Source organism: Paenibacillus sp. FSL K6-1122, from assembly GCF_037977015.1.
Lineage (GTDB): Bacteria > Bacillota > Bacilli > Paenibacillales > Paenibacillaceae > Paenibacillus > Paenibacillus amylolyticus.
The window spans coordinates 6792881-6808925 of sequence record NZ_CP150272.1 but is presented as its reverse complement, the minus strand read 5'-3'; the positions used below and the strand labels follow the sequence as shown (position 1 = coordinate 6808925).

15 protein-coding genes are annotated in these 16045 nt (G+C 48.6%); 13 read left to right on the top strand and 2 right to left on the bottom strand.

Going from position 1 to position 16045, the window contains the following annotated elements; all coding sequences use genetic code 11:
• Positions 1 to 2: 2 nt before the first annotated feature.
• From NSQ20_RS30250 to nikE, 8 genes are all read left to right on the top strand, one after another.
• The gene (locus NSQ20_RS30250) at positions 3 to 836 is read left to right on the top strand and encodes a carbohydrate ABC transporter permease (RefSeq protein ID WP_036671615.1); all 834 of its coding nucleotides are present in this window, start codon (positions 3 to 5) and stop codon (positions 834 to 836) included.
• A gap of 265 nt (positions 837 to 1101) precedes the next feature.
• Positions 1102 to 2139, top strand: a complete 1038-nt coding sequence (locus NSQ20_RS30245) for a glycoside hydrolase family 130 protein (RefSeq protein ID WP_036671614.1) — start codon at positions 1102 to 1104, stop codon at positions 2137 to 2139.
• Positions 2139 to 3086, top strand: a complete 948-nt coding sequence (locus NSQ20_RS30240) for a 1,4-beta-xylanase (protein ID WP_218641008.1) — start codon at positions 2139 to 2141, stop codon at positions 3084 to 3086. The genes NSQ20_RS30245 and NSQ20_RS30240 overlap by 1 nt, the downstream gene beginning before the upstream one ends.
• 295 nt (positions 3087 to 3381) lie before the next feature.
• Positions 3382 to 5016: a nickel ABC transporter substrate-binding protein gene (gene nikA / locus NSQ20_RS30235; protein ID WP_076329285.1), complete on the top strand. Its 1635-nt coding sequence runs from the start codon at positions 3382 to 3384 to the stop codon at positions 5014 to 5016.
• Between the two features lie 74 nt (positions 5017 to 5090).
• Positions 5091 to 6035 carry a nickel ABC transporter permease subunit NikB gene (nikB, locus tag NSQ20_RS30230; RefSeq protein WP_036606609.1) on the top strand — a complete coding sequence of 315 codons (945 nt, stop codon included), beginning with the start codon at positions 5091 to 5093 and terminating at the stop codon, positions 6033 to 6035.
• Positions 6032 to 6862, top strand: a complete 831-nt coding sequence (nikC, locus tag NSQ20_RS30225; protein ID WP_036606611.1) for a nickel ABC transporter permease subunit NikC — start codon at positions 6032 to 6034, stop codon at positions 6860 to 6862. Before nikB ends, nikC begins: the two co-directional genes overlap by 4 nt.
• Before the next feature lie 39 nt (positions 6863 to 6901).
• Positions 6902 to 7708, top strand: coding sequence for a nickel import ATP-binding protein NikD (gene nikD, locus NSQ20_RS30220; RefSeq protein ID WP_340031429.1), 807 nt, complete (start codon positions 6902 to 6904; stop codon positions 7706 to 7708).
• Positions 7709 to 7868: 160 nt separating this feature from the next.
• On the top strand, positions 7869 to 8669 hold the full coding sequence (gene nikE / locus NSQ20_RS30215) for a nickel import ATP-binding protein NikE (protein ID WP_340031428.1): 801 nt from the start codon (positions 7869 to 7871) through the stop codon (positions 8667 to 8669).
• 597 nt (positions 8670 to 9266) lie between these two features.
• Here the strand turns inward: nikE and NSQ20_RS30210 are convergent.
• Positions 9267 to 9845 carry an NAD(P)H-dependent oxidoreductase gene (locus NSQ20_RS30210; protein WP_036671608.1) on the bottom strand — a complete coding sequence of 193 codons (579 nt, stop codon included), beginning with the start codon at positions 9843 to 9845 and terminating at the stop codon, positions 9267 to 9269.
• A 310-nt stretch (positions 9846 to 10155) separates the two neighbouring features.
• Positions 10156 to 10746, bottom strand: coding sequence for a TetR/AcrR family transcriptional regulator (locus tag NSQ20_RS30205; RefSeq protein WP_211084683.1), 591 nt, complete (start codon positions 10744 to 10746; stop codon positions 10156 to 10158).
• A 160-nt stretch (positions 10747 to 10906) separates the two neighbouring features.
• On the opposite strand from NSQ20_RS30205, the gene NSQ20_RS30200 reads away from it, so the two are divergent.
• The 5 genes from NSQ20_RS30200 (at position 10907) to NSQ20_RS30180 (ending at position 15698) form a co-directional block, all read left to right on the top strand.
• Positions 10907 to 11890 (top strand): aminoglycoside phosphotransferase family protein, encoded by a 984-nt coding sequence (locus NSQ20_RS30200; protein WP_340031427.1) that lies wholly within the window; start codon positions 10907 to 10909, stop codon positions 11888 to 11890.
• A gap of 18 nt (positions 11891 to 11908) precedes the next feature.
• Positions 11909 to 12907 (top strand): glycosyltransferase, encoded by a 999-nt coding sequence (locus NSQ20_RS30195; RefSeq protein ID WP_036671606.1) that lies wholly within the window; start codon positions 11909 to 11911, stop codon positions 12905 to 12907.
• Positions 12908 to 12960: 53 nt separating this feature from the next.
• Positions 12961 to 13245, top strand: a complete 285-nt coding sequence (locus NSQ20_RS30190; RefSeq protein WP_076216814.1) for a hypothetical protein — start codon at positions 12961 to 12963, stop codon at positions 13243 to 13245.
• Between the two features lie 111 nt (positions 13246 to 13356).
• Positions 13357 to 13518 carry a hypothetical protein gene (locus NSQ20_RS30185; protein ID WP_017691697.1) on the top strand — a complete coding sequence of 54 codons (162 nt, stop codon included), beginning with the start codon at positions 13357 to 13359 and terminating at the stop codon, positions 13516 to 13518.
• 98 nt (positions 13519 to 13616) lie between these two features.
• The gene (locus NSQ20_RS30180; protein WP_340031426.1) at positions 13617 to 15698 is read left to right on the top strand and encodes an ABC-F family ATP-binding cassette domain-containing protein; all 2082 of its coding nucleotides are present in this window, start codon (positions 13617 to 13619) and stop codon (positions 15696 to 15698) included.
• Positions 15699 to 16045: the final 347 nt, after the last annotated feature.

Below are 16045 nucleotides of genomic sequence, written 5' to 3'. Positions count from 1 at the left end.
ACGTGACACAACTCAAATACACCCTTGCAAGCGTGGTTAAATATGCTTCCCTGGTTATTGCGGCGTTTATCGCACTGTTACCCATCGTGGTCATCCTGTTTGCATCTCTCAAAACCAATGCGGAGTACGCTACCAGCAGCCCGCTTGCCCCGCCAGCCAACTGGCTGAACTTCGCGAACTATGCGAAGGCTTTTGTGGATGGCAACATGCTGGTTGGTTTCAAAAATACAATTATTATCCTGATCATCTCTATTATAGGAGCGACCTTAACGGGTTCCATGATCGCGTATGTGCTGGATCGGTTCAAATTCAAAGGCAAGAAAATTATGGTCGCGGCATTCCTGCTCGCTACCCTGATTCCAAGTGTTACAACGCAGGTCGCCACATTCCAGATCATCAACGCGCTCGACCTGTTTAACACACGCTGGGCGGCCATCGTGATGTACCTGGGTACAGATATCATCGCGGTTTATATCTTCCTACAGTTCCTGGGCTCCATCTCAAGTGCACTGGATGAATCCGCCATGCTGGACGGCGCGTCGTACTTCACGATCTACTGGAAAATCATTCTGCCACTGCTGAAACCGGCCATTGTAACGGTCATTATCGTGAAGGGTGTGAACATCTATAATGACTTCTACACACCGTTCCTCTACATGCCAAAGACCGATCTACAGGTCATATCCACCGCCTTGTTCAAATTCAAGGGACCGTTCGGATCGCAGTGGGAGGTCATCAGCGCCGGCATCATGATCGCCATTATTCCAACGATGATCATCTTCCTGCTGTTACAGAAGTACATCTACAATGGCTTCGCGCAAGGCTCAGTTAAATAAAAAAACGAAAGGCTATATGAAATGCATATGAGAATACACAGGAACGAAGAGGACAGAAAAAAGCTGGAGAAACGGAGGGGACGCTAAAAGCTTTCTGAAAGAAAGCTCGCTCCGTAAGCATACGCTATAACCGGATTTTCCCTTTTATAAGGGGATCAAAAAAATCTGGGGATAACGGCGATCGGAAGGTTGTTCTGTCATCAAAGTGGTCTAGTGCAATTTTAAGTATTCATTTCATAAAGCCTAACCGAAGGGAGAATGAAAAATGTCAGTTGCTGAAACGAAAAACGTACACATTGTTGGGGATGCTTTGCCGAATATGCCTTGGGAGAACAAACCGGAGGGAACGGAAGGCCCGGTATGGAGACATTCGGCCAACCCGGTGGTTCCGCGTAACCCGGTCAAAGGTGTTGCCCGCATTTTTAACAGTGCCGTTGTACCGTATGAAGGAAAATTCATTGGGGTATTCCGCGCCGAAACCGTTAATGGACGTCCACACCTTCACATGGGCGCAAGCGAAGATGGTCTGGAGTGGACAATTGAAGAGGAACGCATTGCATTTGTAGATGAAAATGGCGATCCGTTTATGCCGAACTATGCGTACGATCCACGTTTGGTCAAAGTCGAGGACACGTATTACATCATCTGGTGTACAGACTTCTACGGCGCAGCACTGGGTCTGGCCAAAACGGATGACTTCAAAACATTTGTCCGCCTCGAAAATCCAATGCTGCCGTTCAACCGGAATGGCGTGTTGTTCCCGCGCAAAATCAACGACAACTATGTGATGTTGTCCAGACCAAGTGACAGTGGACATACGCCATTCGGAGACATTTTCCTGAGCGAAAGCCCGGATCTTGTGTACTGGGGCAAGCACCGTCATGTGATGAGCAAAGGTGGCCAAGGCTGGTGGCAATCGGTCAAAATTGGCGGCGGGCCTGCTCCGATCGAAACGTCCGAAGGCTGGCTGATGTTCTACCATGGCGTCACTGGGACCTGTAACGGATTGGTATATAGCATGGGTGCGGTAATTCTGGATCTGGATGAACCGTCCAAAGTGAAATATCGTTCCTCCAACTTTGTACTGACACCGGAAAAATGGTACGAAGAACAAGGCTTCGTTGATAACGTCATTTTCCCGTGTGCAACACTGCATGATGCCGATACCGGACGTATCGCCATCTATTATGGCGCTGCCGATACGTATGTGGGCGTGGCGTACACGACCATCGAAGAGATCGTGAACTATGTGATCGAGACGGATGAAGTCATCGCCGGAGATCATGAAGAGGGCAAGCTGTAATGCATATGGATTATATCAAGGGATTTACATTTGGCTGGATGAGTGGCAAGGGTGACTTCCGTAAGCCGGAAGCCAAAGAATCTTTGCGCCTGATGGCAGAACGTACAGGCAGTTCTCATGTTATTTTTGCACTGGCGGCACATCAGGATCATCCGCAGGCGGTAGAGGTCAAGTATCGAGGTACACATCTGGTAGAGGATGATGAACTGGTGGACATGATTCGTTATGCCCGTACACTCGGGCTGCGTGTCATTCTGAAACCAACCGTTAACTGTACCGATGGCACATGGCGTGCACACATTAACTTTTTTGATATCGATGTGCCTTGTGAGCCGAAGTGGAAGGATTGGTTCCGCAGTTACACAGCATTTCAGAAGCATTATGCAGCGATTGCAGAGCAGGAAAAGTGTGAGATGTTCATTGTAGGTTGTGAGATGGTGCAATCCGAGCGTCGGGATGAAGAGTGGCGCGAGGTGATCGCCGGTGTGCGTGAAGAGTACACAGGACTGGTGTCATACAACACGGATAAATATCAGGAAGATCATGTGAAATGGTGGGATGCGGTGGATGTCATCTCTTCCAGTGGGTATTATCCCATCGGAGACTGGGAGGCACAACTGGATCGAATCCAGCAGGCGATTGCTCCTTATGGCAAACCCTTTTTCTTCGCAGAAGCAGGCTGTCCCAGCCGCAGTGGATTAGCCCACGTACCAAACGATTGGGGGCTGGAAGGCGAAGTCAGCGCGGAGGAACAGGAGCGTTTCTATGAAGCGATGTTCCGGCATGTCAGTCAGCGTGACTGGGTGCGCGGATTCGGTCTATGGGATTGGAGCGCACATCTGCATGCGGAGAAGGATGCGCTGACCGATGACGGATACGGGGTGTATGGTAAGCCCGCGGAGAAGGTTATTCGTCGGTTCTATGAGGGCATCGCTGTAGAAGTTTAAATGAGAAACAAGAAGGCGTATGAAGATGGATTTCAGTGATATATCTGCATATGTACTTTCGTGATTTCCATGCTGTGAGCAAGGAATAACAGATTATGATGGAGCTTATTTTTGCAGTTGTGATTCATATGCAGGTCGAGAGGCTCTTCCTCCCACAGGAAGGGCTTTTTTTGGCTATTTTAGTAACAACACATACCATGTCGAATTTTGTTGACAAAAGGTGGGCTCCTGCCTATTCTTAATGGATGAATATGATAATCATTATCATAAAATAGAGAAAAGGGGTTCAACATTCATGTCTGTACAACATCGCAAATCTTCGGCCCTCACGTTGGCAACTATGCTCTTGTTGTTATTCGTTATTGTGGGTTGCAGCAATACAGGAAGTGGAGATGAATCCTCATCTGCTGCTTCGGATCAAACATCTACGAAGTCGATTACGATGTCATGGCCACGTGATATCGGTACAATGAATCCGCATACGTACAATCCTTCGCAATTATTTGCCCAATCGATGCTCTATGAGCCACTGATCAGTTACCAGAAGGACGGAAAACTGGAACCTGCTCTGGCAGAATCATGGACCATCTCCGATGACGGCAAAGTATATACATTTAAGCTTCGCCAAGGTGTGAAATTCTCAGATGGTACACCGTTTAATGCTGAGATTGTGAAAAAGAATTTTGATGCTGTAATGAAAAATAAAGATACACATAGCTGGCTGGGCATTGTAGGTGTGCTCGACAAGACGGAGGTTGTGGACGACCATACGTTCCGTATGACACTCACAGAGCCGTACTATCCTGTTCTTCAGGATTTGTCTGTGGTTCGTCCTTTCCGCTTCCTGGGTGAAGCCGGATTCCCGGATGACGGAGATACATCCCAAGGCATCAAAGAGCCAGTTGGAACGGGCCCGTGGATGCTGGCTGATTACAAGCAGGACGAATATGCTGTTTTCAAACGCAACCCGAATTATTGGGGAACCGCACCGAAGGTGGATCAGATTACGGTTAAGATCATCCCTGATGCAGAAACCCGCGTGCTTGCTTTTGAAAAAGGTGATCTCGACCTGATCTATGGTGAAGGTATGATCAGTCTGGATGCGTTCCAACAGCTTCGTGACAACGATAAATATGTGAGTCAGCTGTCTGATCCGGTAGGTACGCGAGATCTGCTGCTGAATTCCTCCAATCCGAAGCTGTCTGATCTCAGAGTACGGATGGCGCTCCAGCAAGGATTTAACAAAAAAGCGATGGTGGAAGGCATCACTCTGGGTCTGGAAGAACCGGCAGATACGGCACTATCCAAAAACTACCCATACACCAATGTTGACCTGAAACCGATCGAATATAACGTGGAACAATCCAAAGCTTTATTGGATGAAGCGGGTTGGAAGATGCCTGCGAATGGTAGCGTTCGTGAGAAAGACGGACAACAGCTTGAATTCGAAATGATTTTTGACAAGACGGACCCGATTCAGAAAGCGATGGCTGAGACCATTCAGGCGGAATGGAGCGAGCTTGGGGTTAAGGTAAACCTCACTGGGCTAGAACTGACGGTACAGATCAAACGTTTGAAAGCCAATGATTTTGACCTGTATTTCTGGTACAACTATGGTGCTCCGTATGATCCACATTCCTTCATTAACGTTGTAGCGAGCCCTGGATTTGGTATCTCTGAGACGCTCAGTGCCTTGCCGATGAAAAAGGAACTGGACGAGCAGGTACATGCCGCACTATCATCAACAGATGAGACGAAACGTCAGGAGCTGTATGGCTCTATCCTGACAACACTTCAGGAACAATCGGCGATTGTCCCCATCTCGTATGTTAAGAAAACGGCGGTATATCAGAAGAAAATTTCCAACTTTATTTTCCCGGCGAACCGTGATGAGAATCCGTTTGTAGGCATTGAATTGGGCAACCAATAAGTTGTATTTACTTTAATTTCGGAGTGGTAAAGCCTTGGCAAGGTCATGTAGCTTGATAAAAGGGAGGAAGTTTGTTGATCAGTTATATCGGGAAACGAATGATCGCGATAATTCCTATCGTTTTTATCGCTACACTCGTTACCTTTGCGCTTATTCATATTTCACCAGTTGATCCGGCCGAGGCTTATCTGACAGCCGCTCATATCTATCCAACACCGGAGCTGCTTGCGCAAAAACGGCATGAGTTCGGTCTGGATCAGCCTTTATTAACCCAGTATGTGCATACGATTCAGAAGATTGCCAAGCTCGACTTTGGCACCTCATATCTCACCAACAAACCCGTATGGGATGAAGTGAAACTAAGGATTCCCGCTACGGCTGAACTAGCCTTCTGGAGTATATTGTTATCGGCTTTGGTGAGTATTCCCTTGGGAATACTGGCGGCGGTGTATAAGAATAGCTGGATTGACATGGTCAGTCGTGCGATTTCCTATTTAGGAGCATCTATTCCGCAATTCTGGCTCGGTTACCTGCTGATCTTCTTTTTCTCGGTGAAGCTGGACTGGCTACCTGTGGAGGGGCGTGGATCGTGGGAGAATCTGGTTCTGCCTACGATTACACTTTCCTTGATTCTTATTGCGGTCTACACCCGATTGTTACGTTCCAGTGTACTGGAGCAATTGCAGGAGACATATGTACAGTATGCGAGAACACGCGGGATTCGCGAAAGAGTGATTATGCTCAAGCATGTCCTGAAAATCGCCATATCGCCCCTTATTACAGGAATGGGGATGAGTATGGGCAAGCTGCTCACAGGCACCATTATTGTAGAGCAGGTGTTTTCCTGGCCTGGGTTCGGACGTTATTTTGTCGATGCGATATTTAATCGGGATATTCCCGTTATTCAATGTTATGTCTTCCTGGCGGCCTGCCTGTTCATCGTATGCAATCTGCTCGTTGATCTGGTGCAGCTCGTTATGGACCCACGGATTTCAGCGAAAGGACGGGCAGAACATTGATAAACAAATGGCGTGCGGTATTTAAAGGGCAGAGAGCCATCCAGATCTGCTCGGTGATCATATTGCTTTTCTTCGTGATCGCGTTATTAGCCCCATGGATTGCTCCTCATGACCCGGTGAAGGTGAATCTGTTGCAGAAGCTGGCGAGTCCATCGCTTGAGCATTGGCTCGGAACGGATCATCTGGGACGCGACAATCTCACTAGGCTGATGTATGGAGCGAGAGTGTCGCTTGGATTTGCTACCCTGATCTTCCTGTCATCTTTGCTCATAGGTGTCATTGTAGGTTCAATCTCCGGTTACCTTGGTGGTTGGGTGGACAGTCTCTTGATGCGCTTGTGTGAAGGCATTATGGCGTTTCCGAATCTGGTGCTGGTGCTCGGTATTGTAGGGATCTTTGGTCCAGGTTTGATGCAGGTGCTTCTAGCACTCATGATGGTACAGTGGGTGTATTATGCACGTATCTGCCGGAACATGGTCGTTAGTCTGAAAGAACGGAACTTCATCGCAGCGGCGCGGATTAGCGGCTCCTCTTCGTGGACGATTATTCGGAAACATATCATCCCCAACGTGCAGCGTCCGATCGTTGTGATGGGTACGCTGGAGATGGGGTGGGCGATTATGGATATATCTGCTCTGTCTTTCCTGGGACTCGGTATTCAACCACCGAATGCAGAATGGGGCGCTATGATTCATGAGGGGACAGGTTATATTCGCAGTCATCCGGAGTTGATGATCTACCCGGGGGCATTGATTCTGCTCGTAGTCATTACGTTCAACATTTTGGGAGAAGCGTTATCCGAGCGTTATGGCATTGCAAAAAGGTAGTGGTTCGGAATCGAAGGCATATGAGGGGTGAACGTAACGATGGATGATGCAGCGAAGGTACTCGAAGTTCGTGGTCTGCAAGTGAATCTAAGAACAGCGGAGGGTTCAGTCCCGTTACTGCAGCCCATTGATTTTGAATTAAAAAAAGGTCGTGTCTTCGGTCTCGTCGGTGAGAGTGGCAGCGGTAAGACCGTTACATGTAACGCGTTGCTCCATCTGCTTGATCCGCGCAGGATGGAAGTGTCGGGCAGCATCCACCTGAATGGACGGGAGCTTGGCTCGTTGTCAGGTGAGGAGATGCGGCGCATCCGCGGCAAGGACATCGGATTTATTATGCAGAATCCGATGAATGCTTTTACACCCGTATATACGATTGGATCTCAATTCATTGAAACCTTGCGTACGCATACGGGAATGTCCAAAGCAGCTGCCAGGGAGCGGGCCATTGCTGCCTTGGCAGATATGAACTTACCCGAACCAGCTAAACTGATGAAGCGATATCCCTTCCAACTGAGTGGCGGTATGTTGCAGCGTGTGATGATCGCCATATCGATGTGCCTGCGACCGGCTTTGGTTATTGCTGATGAACCAACGACGGCACTGGATGTCGTGAATCAGTTCAAGGTGCTTCAGGAATTGGATCGGCTACGTACGGAGTATGGCACATCCATCTTGCTCATCTCCCACGATCTGGGCGTGATCTCGCAAATGGCGGATGAAGTCGCGGTCATGCAGAAGGGGCGAATTGTGGAGCAGGCGGATGTGTACCAACTGTTCGATCACCCGCAGCATGAGTATACACGGATGTTGTTAAATGCCAGACCCAGTATGTATTTAGGACGATAGCGAATGACAGATGAGTTGAATTGTTCAGTGAGTTTATGTGTAGAGCGGGAATACACTTGTTTTGAGTGGGTAGGCGTAGGGGTGGAATGAACATGGTGATGTGTAATTTCAGCTTCTTCGGAGATTGCTTCTGCCAAGTACAAAAGAGGAGGGTGACCTGATGCTTCAGGTACGTGAAGTAAGCCATAGCTATGGCAAACACAACTGGCTGGATCGTTCGGGAGCGCGTCCTCCTGTGCTGGCAGACATCTCACTTACGATCGAAAAGGGTGTGTGTCTGGGGCTCCTGGGTACGAGCGGGGCAGGTAAAAGTACCTTGGGTAAAATCATTCTTGGTCTGGAGAAGCCCAGCCAGGGTCAGGTTTTATTTCAGGGTCAGGATATCTATCGATCCAGCAAACCCGTGCTTAAGGGATTACGGCGCGATCTGCAGGTCGTGTTCCAGGACTGTTATTCGGCTGTGAATCCACTCATGACTGCCGCGCAGATCATCGGTGAGCCACTGGATAATTACGAGCGATTTTCGGCAAAAGAACAACTTCGTATGGTCGGACAACTGCTTGAGCAGGTTGGGCTTACACCTGAGGATGGGAGCAAGCTTCCGCACCAGTTCAGCGGTGGGCAATTACAGCGAGTTAACATCGCACGAGCCATTGCGCTCAAGCCAAAGTTAATCGTACTGGACGAATCGATCAGCAGCCTGGACATGGTGCACCAGACGCAAATTCTATCCTTATTGGCGGAGCTCAGAGCATCGTATGGGTTGTCTTACCTCTTTATCACACATGACATTCGAGCTGCCATGACGATCTGTGACCGCATTGCCGTGATGGATCAGGGGAAGTTGGTCTATAGCGGTGATGCCGGGGATTCGGTAATGCAGTCTGATCATCCGGCTGTGCAGCAGCTGGTTACAGCTATTTTGCCTGAGCATCCATCAGGTCGTATTTCGTTTAGGTAATGCGTTGTTTGTATTTGTAGATGGCTGTTCATTGGGGCGCTAACCATGGTTGTTTCCATTGCATTACTGATGCGAAGTCGACTTTCCAAAGGCGGGCGATTGGCGTATCAAGCTGACCTGTAGTGCAGATTTGTCTCTCTAAGTGCAGGTCGCTAACGAACCGAGTCAGTGTTAAATGGCGATTTAACGTGGAATGCAAAATGTAACGAACCTCAGTGAAGTTATTCCGGTGCAAACTAGTTTAAAATCATTAAATGATACACAGATCGAGGAAATAACGCGTCTACGATTCGTTAAACCTCAGACTTATCGGAAATGGCGCTAATAGCGTGTTTACGGTTCGTTAGATCATAATGAATGCTAAAAGGGTTGTCCCCTACGTCTTGTTCAAGATGTAGGGGACAACCCTTTTTTGTAACTGGGAATAGGCACATTCCTGCTTTCTGATATAAGTTAAACTAAAATTACAATTGCGCCACTCGCGGATTACAGGACTACCTTCAAATTGCGCGTATCCACAGATTTTTGATTTAACTTAAAACGTGAAAATCTGGAGAGAAGTATATACTTCCCATGAGGCTTTCTTGCAGAAATCTTTTACCCCATCTTCCGCCCAAGCTGTTCGATCTTATCCAACCAATTCTTTCTCTGTTCATCTGACTTCTTCCCAACTTGATCTACAGGTGTTATCCGCACAGGTTTGATGCCAGTCAGTGCAAATGTGGAGATTTTCATCATTTTATGTGCAGGCTCACCTTGGAACCATTTGAAGTACCAGCTCGGACCATCCATCGTGGTGATCATGCGAGCGGTGCGGCCTTTGAGCAATTGATCCGGGAAAGGTTTTCCTTTTTGATACTTGAAGGCGTAACCTGGCATGAAGATTCGGTCAACGAAACCTTTCAACAGGGCAGGTGGTCCTCCCCACCAGATTGGGAATACCCATACAAGATGCTCAGCCCACTTAATCGCTTCTTGAGCTTGTAGCAAATCCGGTTCAAGTGGAAGTTTATTACGATATCCTCCTTCCAGATTCATGTTGAATGCCAGCTCGTTCAGGGTGATCATGCGGACGTCGGCACCAGCCTGCACCGCACCTTTACGGTAAGCCTCGGCTAGTGCGCCGTTGTAACTGGGAGAGACGGGATTGCCTTGAATAATTAATATTTTTTTCATGGAAGATGACACGTCCTGACTATTTTAGTTAATGAACACTAACCTCATGTGCAAAAAGAAAAGGTCACGTATGACCCGGTAATCCATTCGTATATCCTAATGGTACGCTAACGATTCTCTTTTAGAAGTTGTTCAAAGACTCCGCTTTTGATTACAAATCATGCCTAGCGGCATCATCTGCATCGAATATGGGATTCAGCCGAAATAAGCGGATGTTTACGAAGGTTGTTTCCTTCGGAAACAATGTAGTTGCTCACGCCGTTTTCCTACGCACCGCTAATCCATTTCTAGCTTCATCCCATCTCCATCGTTACTCCTGAGGTAAGTGCCCCAACATCGATGCAAGTCGGTGAACAGTCTCGCCCGTATAAGGTACTAACAGCTCTGGTAGCTCACCTTGCATACTGGAGACCGCCATGCGTGTAATTGCACCGATCACCAGCACGGCTGTGAGCCGTGAATCCTGCTGAGGCAGTTCGCCCCGCATCATTCCCTGATCGATCAGATCCATTAACGCATCCAATGGCTGACGGTAATCCTCGCTGCTTCCGGCTTCAATGAATATTTCATGATTCTGTGAAATCAGCAGCAGTCCGTAGGGATCTTCATCATGCAGATGGAGAACCTCGGTAACCAGTTGCTTGAAGCGTTCCAACACCGGACCTTCCTGTCGAACATACCCATCAATTAGTGCAGTATAGTCGACACAGTATTGGGTGAAGGCTTCCAGGGCAACGGCATCTTTGTTTTTAAAATGTTTGTAGATCGCCGCATCGGTTACTCCGGCGGCGTCACCGATCTCTTTGACGGATATGCCGTCAACGCCTTTGGTTGCGAACAAGCGCATCGCCGCTTGTAGGATATCTTTCTTTTTGCTATCCACATGAGATTTGTTCTTCATGATTGTATAGTAAGTGATTACTAACCAAAATGCAATAAGCAATTTTGAAACTCTGAATTGAGAAACTGAATAAGCGCTTACGACCAAAGCTTGCAGGCTTGTGAGCGGCAACGTATGATGAATAGAAATCAACATCGGAGTAGCAGGGAGAACGAAATGGATGGTGGGTAGCGTGAACGAAGAGTTGGACCCATACAGCTGGGTGACGCCCGAAGGAATGCTGAATGATCACTATATAACAAGCCGCGAACAGTTGTATAAAGGAATAAACGGACGATATGTGGAGCGATTCACTGTTCCTACCGGTGAAAGTTATATTTTCAAACCGTTGACGAATCCTGTACAGCATGGACGGGAACGATGGATGTACGAGCGTGTGATGTCTGGCTTACCACCAATCTATCCGCAACTCATTGCAGCGTCGGATCTTACCATTGCTCCAGCACAGAGCTGGATGATCTACGAGGATCTGGGGCAACTGGTGCATGATTCGCAAGAAGCGACGATGCTCGGCGCAGCGGCACATATGGCAGCATGGCATGCATTGCCTGTTACGGATTGGAGTGAGCTGCCTCGCGTGGGCCAGAAACCGTCCATTCGCACAATGTTGGATGAGTTGCAAATGCAGAAGCAATCTACCGATAAACTGTTATCCAGACTGGACATGCAACTGCCCGAATCCGATTGGGACAAGATCACTAGGTTGATCCTCACGGCAGAGGAAGAACTTCCTACTGTTTTGTGTCACGGAGACCTGCATCCAGGTAACATGGCGGAGGTGGACGGCAGACTGGTCATCTTGGACTGGGAGCATGCCCATCTGAATACGCCACTGTGGGATATATATCACCTAGTTGATCTCTCGCATCCGCTGTTTCCCAGAACGGTTACGCCTGCATTGCGAGAGCGGGTCATGGATGTTTATTTGGACAAACTGGGGAGCCTCGGCATGCAGATTGAACGGGTTTCTTTTGCAGAATGGTACGACGCTTATGCTATTGTATTCTCACTCTGGATGCTGTGTTTGATTGACGGTGACCTGAGAAGTGAGGAATGTGTGTGGCCGAAGGAACAGTTGCGTAACCAGTGGCATGAGACGGCAGCAACGCTGGAACAGTGCATGAAGCACTTGGGCGAGGAATAGAAATGAGGGGTGAGAAGCTTGCGTAAAGTCGGACTTGTTATGCGTAAAATTCAATTTACAGAAGCTCAGGGGCCACGCGTATTTGCGGATCGGCTGAAGCAGATTGGTCTGGAGCTGGGCGTGGATATTGTGTTCATCTCGCCGGAGCGTCATGTCAGCGGATACGACTGGTTGCCGGGGTATGAGCATGAGAAAGGTGACCTGGTGAACTACGATATCGTGCTGGACCAGATTCATAGCCAGAATATAGAGCATGTTATCTACACCGTATCCGGGTTTACATTTTTGAAGATGTTCTTACCGAAGAGTGTATTGTTCCCGCACAGTTTCCCCGATCCCGCGCTAACGGGATATGAGATGATGAAGCCATTTTATACGATGGTGGATAAAGCAATTGTACAGACGGAGTTTTTAAAAACAGAACTGGGCCGCAATTTCGGCGTACATGACGTGAACGTTATCCCGATTGGCTTTAGCGAAGAGCTGGCGAACCGGCACTATGATCCGAGTCAGGTTGTGCATAATCGGGTGCTCTGGATCGGTAGGGATGAAGCGAATCGTCGCCCGGATCTGGTGCTGGAATACGCTCGGCAGAACCCGGACAAGGAAGTATATATGGTGTTTGGCGGTGTACGCTATAAGGAAACCATGAAGAAGTACGACATTCCTTCCAACGTGAAGCTGAAGTTTGCGCTCACGCAGGATGAGATATTTACGTTGATGAACTCATCCAAGGTATATTGGAACTGTTCGGCCTTTGATACATTTGCGATGCCGTTGACGGAAGCGATGGCGATGGGCAAAATGGTCGTGAAGCCGGAGCATGCCTGCTACGGTCACATTCGATCCACGCATGCCTTTGCAGGCAATGAGGATAACTGGTTTGAACTGGTGAACATGGCTGCGGCTGCCCCGCGCAGTGTGTCAGAAGACAACCGGGAGTATGCGTTTGGTGCCTTTTCGCGCACGAAGATGAAAGAAGGGTACCGACACTTTTTCTCGGATTGGTTGAAGTAACGTAAGGTCTGTAACACAGGGCTTGATCCATCCAGCAACAGGAGGGGAACCTTATGGAAGTACTGATCTTGTGGACATTGGGAATGTGGGCGGTGCAGCTGCTGATTGAATGGCTTATCTACCGGCTGCAAGGACGCCGAATGACGTGGGTACAATATATATTGCCATGTGTGGCCTTGCTCGGCGGTGCCGTTGTAATCATGATCAGCATCGATATTGGCGGGTGGAACGGCATCGGATATGCCCTGCTTGGCGCATCACTGGGTACCTCGGGAATGTTAACACTTATTACGGTGGCGATCAGGGATGTAATGCTTCGGCGACGGGGCAGGGATTAATCAGAGCAGTAGCTACTGTGGAGTAAGGATGAACTGGGCGATGGGATGGTTGCAGGAATGCATTCGTCTGTGATATATTGACATTAATTATGACAGGGGAGGTGAAGACAGGTGAATCACGAGATGCTTAACAACCGTATTAGCCAGCTGCCGATTGCTATGGCTGGCATTGTTCATACTTTTCTGACCAACGGGAGAAGTCTGTCCAATTTTGAATATACGGAAGTTAACATTTGCGAGAAGATGCCTGCCTTGACCTCATTCGGACGATAAGCGATATTGCTTGAATTCTGAAGGGCCGCGGAGCTAACCTCCTGCGGCTCTTTTTGTGTTGCGGTCAGGATCTTCCATACCATAGGAGGAACCTTATTATGATGATTATTAGCGCGCAACAACTGACTCAATACCACGGAGCACATCTGGTGCTGGACGGCATTACGTTTGAAATTATGGAAGGTGACAAGGTCGCCCTGATCGGCCGCAACGGAAGCGGCAAGACCACACTTATGCGCCTGATGGCAAGACTGAACAAGCCGGATGAAGGGCAATTGATGATCAAAAAAGATACACGAATGGGATATGTGGCTCAGGTTCCAGAAGGATTGGATGACCATACCGTACTGGATGTACTGAGTCTTGGATTCAAGGAGCTTATGATATGTCGCACGCAAATGAAGGAAATGGAGCAGCAGATGTCCGATCCGGCATGTGCAGCAGACCCTAATCAATTGGAGCGCCTGCTGAAACGCTACGCGGCACTGCAAGACCAGTTCGAGCGTGAGGGTGGATACGAAATGGATGCCCGGATCGATCAGGTGGCGGACGGTTTGGATATCGCCAAGGCACACTATGGTTGGCGCTTTGGTTCCCTGTCCGGTGGGGAGCAGACTCGGGTGGTGCTGGCTTCACAGCTAATCGTAAGACCCGACCTGTTATTGCTGGATGAGCCGACAAACCATCTTGATCTGGAGCGGGTTGAGTGGCTGGAAGGATTTTTACGAGAATATCCCGGCACCATTGTCCTGATCTCGCATGATCGCTATTTTCTGGATCGGGTCGTGAATCGAACACTGGAGCTGGAGGATGGAGAAGCGGAAACATCTGCTGGCGGTTATACGGAATATATGAAAGTGAAGGAACAACGGCTGTTGCAGCAATTCGAGGAGTTCAAGGAGCAGCAGAAGGTTATCAAAAAAATGAAAGAAACGATCCGCCAGTTAGAGGAGTGGGGCCGAGTTGGTGGGAATGAAAAGTTCTTCAGACGGGCGGCTTCTATGCGTAAAGCCATCGAGCGGATGGAACAGGTGAAGCGTCCTGTACTGGAGCGCCGAAATGCCGAGTTCGATGTGCGTCCTACGGATCGAACGGGTAAACGGGTAGCGGTATTGGAACAGGTCGAGAAGAGCTATGGTGAGCGTGAAATCCTGCGCGGAATCTCGGGTCTGCTGGAATATGGAGATAAAATTGCACTCATTGGCCGCAATGGCTCCGGCAAGACGACCCTGTTCAAGCTGTTGCTTGGTGACGAGCAACCCAATGCGGGCAAGCTGGAGTGGGGTGCTCGCGTGGATGTGGGATACCTGGCTCAACAGGAGGAACCCACGAATCCGAAGCTGAACGTACTCGAATACTTCCGTCTGGAAGCAGGTGTGGAGGAAGGAGAGGCTCGCGGAATTCTGGCCCGATATCTGTTCTATGGAGCGGATGTATTCCGCTCGGTGGGACAGTTATCTGGTGGGGAATGGACGCGCCTGCGTTTAGCTCTACTGGTGCAACGTAAACCCAATGTACTGCTGCTCGATGAGCCAACCAACCATCTGGATATCGCATCCAGAGAAGCGCTGGAAGAGTCCTTGGTTGATTTTGAAGGAACTGTACTTGCCATCTCGCATGATCGGTACTTCGTCAATCGCCTCGCTTCCCGTGTCTGGGAACTGGAGGACGGTCAGATGACCGCTTATCTGGGAGACTATGAGGCGTATCGTGAGAAGAAGCTTGATTTGCAAGCTCGTGCGGCGGCGACAACTCAGGCTACAGCAGGCGTGGGCGTTTCTTCTCGTGGGAACACCAAGTCAGAGATGAAGTCAGGTTTAACGTCCGAGCTTGGCTGGACTGCCAGATCAGGGAAGAAGCCAGGAGCAACCTCGACAATGAACGGATCCACTGTTGTAGCTGCCGGTGGAAGTCATGGTCATAAAGCTTCTACTGAATCAGGTAAGGCGATGGCCTCTTCGGCAGCAGCGGCATCGAATCATAGAAGTAGCAATGGCAACAAACCGTCTGCGGAGAAGCTAGAACAGACGTTGGCTCGTCTTGAGGCACAAATTCAGGTGCTGGACCAACAATTGGAAACCGTACAGAACAATCCGCTTGAACTGGAACAAATCTGGAATGAACGTGAGCAATTGTCCGCTGATTATAATGATGTATTGGCACAGTGGGCTGAGTTATAAGTCCGAATGGCATGAGCATAAGATTGAACAAGTGCGGTCGGAGAGTCTTCTCCGGCCTTTTTGAACTGGATTACATACCAAAAGTAGAAAACAGTATGTTATTTCCTGCTTTAATCGGAGAACGAAGGTAGCCAACATGTTCTTTATTACATGTCATGGTGAATAGAATCAATTTCATAAATCACTAAAAATGGAGTTTTGTAACTAGACATAGACAAATTAAACCATTTCGATCTATGTCTAGCCTTGATTTGAAGCAGCTAAAGGTACTATGAAATTGATTCACTAGTGTAACTTTTTTCCTTCTGATGCGTTAAATACGTTTGTATGAATTGAAACGGCTCACC

Bases quoted from the DNA above. Each gene is read 5' to 3' on its own strand.
- NSQ20_RS30245 (WP_036671614.1), top strand. From the start codon at position 1,102: ATGTCAGTTGCTGAAACGAAAAACGTACACATTGTTGGGGATGCTTTG.
- NSQ20_RS30240 (WP_218641008.1), top strand. From the start codon at position 2,139: ATGCATATGGATTATATCAAGGGATTTACATTTGGCTGGATGAGTGGC.
- nikA (WP_076329285.1), top strand. From the start codon at position 3,382: ATGTCTGTACAACATCGCAAATCTTCGGCCCTCACGTTGGCAACTATG.
- nikD (WP_340031429.1), top strand. From the start codon at position 6,902: ATGGATGATGCAGCGAAGGTACTCGAAGTTCGTGGTCTGCAAGTGAAT.
- nikE (WP_340031428.1), top strand. From the start codon at position 7,869: ATGCTTCAGGTACGTGAAGTAAGCCATAGCTATGGCAAACACAACTGG.
- NSQ20_RS30210 (WP_036671608.1), bottom strand. From the start codon at position 9,845: ATGAAAAAAATATTAATTATTCAAGGCAATCCCGTCTCTCCCAGTTAC.
- NSQ20_RS30205 (WP_211084683.1), bottom strand. From the start codon at position 10,746: ATGAAGAACAAATCTCATGTGGATAGCAAAAAGAAAGATATCCTACAA.
- NSQ20_RS30200 (WP_340031427.1), top strand. From the start codon at position 10,907: ATGGTGGGTAGCGTGAACGAAGAGTTGGACCCATACAGCTGGGTGACG.
- NSQ20_RS30190 (WP_076216814.1), top strand. From the start codon at position 12,961: ATGGAAGTACTGATCTTGTGGACATTGGGAATGTGGGCGGTGCAGCTG.
- NSQ20_RS30180 (WP_340031426.1), top strand. From the start codon at position 13,617: ATGATGATTATTAGCGCGCAACAACTGACTCAATACCACGGAGCACAT.